General features: G+C 54.2%; 1 protein-coding gene. It reads left to right on the top strand.

Annotated elements, in window-relative coordinates:
- A partial coding sequence (locus QMG93_RS34760) for a non-ribosomal peptide synthetase (RefSeq protein WP_281944476.1) occupies nucleotides 1–4572 on the top strand: 4572 nt, incomplete at both ends.

The raw sequence follows: 4572 nt of genomic DNA, 5'->3' as shown, positions 1-4572 counted from the left end.
ACTATTTGGGCCAATTTGATCAGGATTTGCGGCATAGCGGAGTCCAGCTTTCCCCGTATTCGATCGGCACGGCCGTAAGCGAAAACGCAGCGCTGACCTATGCGCTGGACATGAACGGGATCATCACGGAAGGAGCCCTGTCGCTGACGATCCGGTATAGCGGGAAACAGTACCGCAGGGAGACGGTGGAGCGATTGGCCGGACTGCTTCAGACGAGTTTGCGGGAAGTGATCGAACATTGTATAGCCCAAGAGGAGCCGGAGCGGACTCCAAGCGACCTTTTGATAAAGGGGTTAAGCATCGAGGAACTGGAGCAGCTAAGCGCCCAAACCCGACATATCGGCAGGATCGACAATGTGTACGCGTTAACGCCGATGCAGAAGGGGATGCTGTTCCACAGCCTGCTCGATCCGCAATCGGGCGCGTACTTCGAACAAGCGACGTTTGATGTTCATGGAAGCTTTGACGTCGAAGCTTTCATCAAGAGCTTGAACCTGTTAATGCAAAGGCATGAGGCGCTGCGCACAAATTTCTACAGCGGGTGGAAAAACGAACCGGTACAGGTGGTCTACCAATATCGAAGCGGCGAGCATTACTACGAAGACCTGCGCGGGAGGAATGAGGCGGAGCAAGAGGCGTATATAGCCGATTTTGCAAAGCGCGACAAGGCGCGAGGCTTTGATTTGGCCCAAGATGCGCTAATGCGCGTGTCCATCCTGCGTACGGGGGAGCAATCGTACCGCTGCATTTGGAGCTTCCATCATATCGTGATGGATGGGTGGTGCATGTCCCTCATTACGCAAGAAGTGTTCGAAAGCTATTTTGCCATGGTGGAAAAAAGACAGCCTGAGCTTGCCGAAGTATCGCCTTACAGCCAGTATATTCGATGGGTCGAACGGCAGGACAGCAAGGAAGCAGCCGGTTATTGGAGCAATTATTTGGCGGGATATGATCAACAAACGACGCTGCCGAAAATAAAGTCGCAAAGTCAATCAGAGCAGCAAATGGAACGTTATGTTCCGGAGAAACTGACTTACGTTCTTGGCAAAGAACTGACGGGGCGGATGCATCAGGTAGCGAAACGGAACCAAGTGACGATGAATACGCTGATCCAGACGGTATGGGGAATTGTGCTGCAGAAATATAACGGTACCCGAGATACGCTTTTCGGAAGTGTCGTTTCGGGCAGGCCGACTGATATTCCCGGCATCGAACGTATGATCGGTTTGTTCATCAATACGATCCCGGTGCGTATCCGTTGCGACAATGACGCCGTCTTCTCGGAAATGATGAGGAGTCATCAGGAGCAGGTCATTGCCTCCCGGACCTACGAGACGCATCCGCTCTATGAGATTCAAGCGCTGACCGAGCAAAAGCAAGACTTGATCGATCATATTATCGTGTTCGAGAATTACCCCGTGGAACAGCAGATGGAGCAAGCGGGGAGTCGCAGTCAAGAAGCGTCTTTGGCAATCGCCAACGTGGAAATGATGGAACAAACGAACTACGACTTTAATCTGGTTATTCTGCCCGGCGAGGCGCTGACCCTGTGCTTTAGGTACAATGCGGTCGCATACGACTGGGAAAGTATGGATCGGCTCCGGAAACATCTGGTTCATATTATGGAGCAAGTAGCAGACAATCCCGACATTCGGGTGAACGATCTGGGGCTGGCAACGACCGAAGAGAAAGCGAAGCTCGTTGAGACATTTAACGATACGGCTACGGACTATCCGCGGGAAAAGACGATCCACCGGCTGTTTGAAGAGCAGGCCGAGCGTAGGCCGGAGCAGGTTGCCGTTGTATTCGAAGACGAGCGCCTAACGTACCGCGAACTGAACGCAAGAGCGAATCGATTGGCTCGCACGTTAAGGACGGCCGGCGTGCAAGCAGATCGTTTGGTGGGAATCATAGCCGAGCGTTCCTTGGAAATGATCGTCGGGATCTTGGGGATTTTAAAAGCCGGGGGCGCGTATGTGCCGATCGACCCGGAATATCCGGAGGAGCGTATCCGCTACATCCTAGAAGATTCCGGGGCGCAAGTGATGGTGGGGCAAAGCCGTATGCAAGAACGGCTTCCAGATCGAGGTTTATTTATAGCATTGGATAACGAGAATTCCTACAGCACGGACGGCACGAATCTGGAACCGACTAATGGCTCCGGCGATCTGGCGTACGTAATCTACACTTCCGGAACGACCGGTCAGCCCAAAGGAAATTTAACGACGCATCGTAACATCGTGCGGGTCGTGAAGGCAACGAACTACATCGACATTACGCCGGAGGACCACGTGCTGCAATTGTCCAGCTATGCGTTCGACGGCGCGACCTTTGATATTTTTGGCGCTTTATTAAATGGCGCAAAGCTCATTTTAGCCCCTAAAGAGACAGTGCTGGACATTGTGAAACTGGCTCGTTTAATCGAACGGCAGCAGATTTCGACGATGTTTATTACAACCGCGTTGTTTAACGTTTTGATTGACCTGAGTCCAGACAGTTTGCGTCATATTCGCACGATTTTATTCGGCGGCGAACGAGCCTCGGTCAGCCATGTGCGGAAAGCGTTCATGCAGCTCGGACCGGGCAAAATCAAGCATGTGTACGGCCCGACGGAGAGTACGGTATTCGCAACCTGCTACAACGTCAATGAAGTCCGGGAGGATGCGGTCACCATCCCGATCGGCAGCCCGATCAGCAATACGGCGATTTATATTCTTAATGAAGAGAATATGCCGCAACCGATCGGGGTAGCCGGGGAGCTGTGCGTGGCGGGAGACGGACTGGCTCGCGGCTATTTAAACCGTCCGGAGCTGACGGCGGAGAAGTTCGTGAACAATCCGTTTGTTCCTGGAGAGCGGATGTACCGAACGGGCGACTTGGCAAGGTGGCTGCCGGATGGCAGTATCGAATATTTGGGGCGAATCGATCATCAAGTCAAAATCCGCGGCTATCGCATCGAGCTTGGCGAGGTGGAAGCGCATCTGCTCAAGACAGCTTCCGTTCTGGAAGCGGTAGTGGTTGCACGGGAAGACGAAGCCGGGCCAAAACAGCTGTGCGCGTACTTCGTCGCAGACCGGGAGCTGACCGTGAGAGAGCTTCGAGAGTCGCTGTCTCAAGCGCTGCCGGCTTACATGATTCCGTCCTACTTTATTCAATTGAAACAAATGCCTCTTACGGTAAACGGAAAGGTTGATCGCAAAGCGTTACCCACTCCGGAGGGAAGGGGCAACACCGAAATCGAATATGTGGCACCCCGTACTTCGACAGAGCAAGCATTAATTTCGGTTTGGCAGGATGTGCTGGGAGTCGAAACGATCGGGATTCTGGATAATTTCTTTGATTTTGGTGGAGACTCGATCAAAGCGATTCAGGTTGCTTCCAGGCTGTTCCAGGCCGGCTTCAAGCTGGAGATGAAGGACCTGTTTAAATATCCGACGGTTGCCGCATTGAGTCAGCATATCCGTCTAATCAGCCGGACGGCGGACCAAGGGGAAGTAAAAGGCGAGGTCGGGTTGATGCCGATTCAACGCTGGTTCTTCGACCGGCAGCAGGCCGAGCCGCATCACTTTAACCAAGCGCTTATGCTGCACCGGGAGCAGGGCTTCGACGAACTAGCGCTAGCGAAGACGATGAAGAAGATCGCGGAGCATCACGACGCGCTTCGCATGGTGTTCCGCAAGGGCGAAAGCGGGTATGAAGCCTGGAATCGCGGCGTGGGCGAAGGCGAGCTGTACAGCATGGAGTTGGTCGATCTAAGGCGCGTAGGGGCGGACGTTGCCCAGGTGGTTCAAGCCAAGGCCAGCGAAATTCAAGCAAGCATCGACCTGAGCGAAGGACCTCTGATGAAGCTGGTGTTGTTCCGGTGCGCGGACGGCGACCATCTGCTGATCGTTATTCACCATTTGGCGGTGGACGGGGTGTCGTGGCGGATTTTATTGGAAGATATCTCCGCAGGCTATGAAGAAGCCGTGCAGGGACAGCCGATCCGGCTTCCGCAAAAAACGGATTCGTTCCAGATGTGGGCGCAGCAGCTGGCGCAGTATGCTGGCGGTCCGGCGATGGAACGCGAACGGGAGTACTGGTGGCAGGTTGAACGGGAGCTGGAGCAAGCCGTGAGCGCGCGACTGCCCAAAGATCACGACACGCAGGAGAAAGCTCTGCTTCGAGATAGCGAAACGGTCACGGTGCAGTGGACGCAAGAGGAAACGGAGCAGCTCTTGAAGCAGGCGCCCCGGGCATACAACACGGAAGTGAACGATCTGCTGCTGACGGCGTTAGGGATGGCGATCCACGAATGGACCAGGATGGAGCAGGTGCCGGTAAATCTGGAAGGACACGGTCGGGAGGCCATCTTGCCGGACATCGACATTACGCGCACAATCGGATGGTTTACGAGCCAATACCCGGTCGTGCTGCGGGTAGACAAGGGTCAAAAAGTCGCACAGCGGATCAAGCAGACGAAGGAAGGACTGCGACACATTCCGCAAAAGGGAGTCGGCTACGGCATTCTGAGATATTTGTCCGAGTCCGGAGAGAGAGACGTTTTCAGAGCGGAGCCGGAGATCAGCTTCA

Source organism: Paenibacillus tyrphae, assembly GCF_027925525.1.
Lineage (GTDB): Bacteria > Bacillota > Bacilli > Paenibacillales > NBRC-103111 > Paenibacillus_G > Paenibacillus_G tyrfis_B.
The sequence above is the reverse complement of the archived record's forward strand: the minus strand, read 5'-3'. Positions and strand labels throughout refer to the sequence as shown.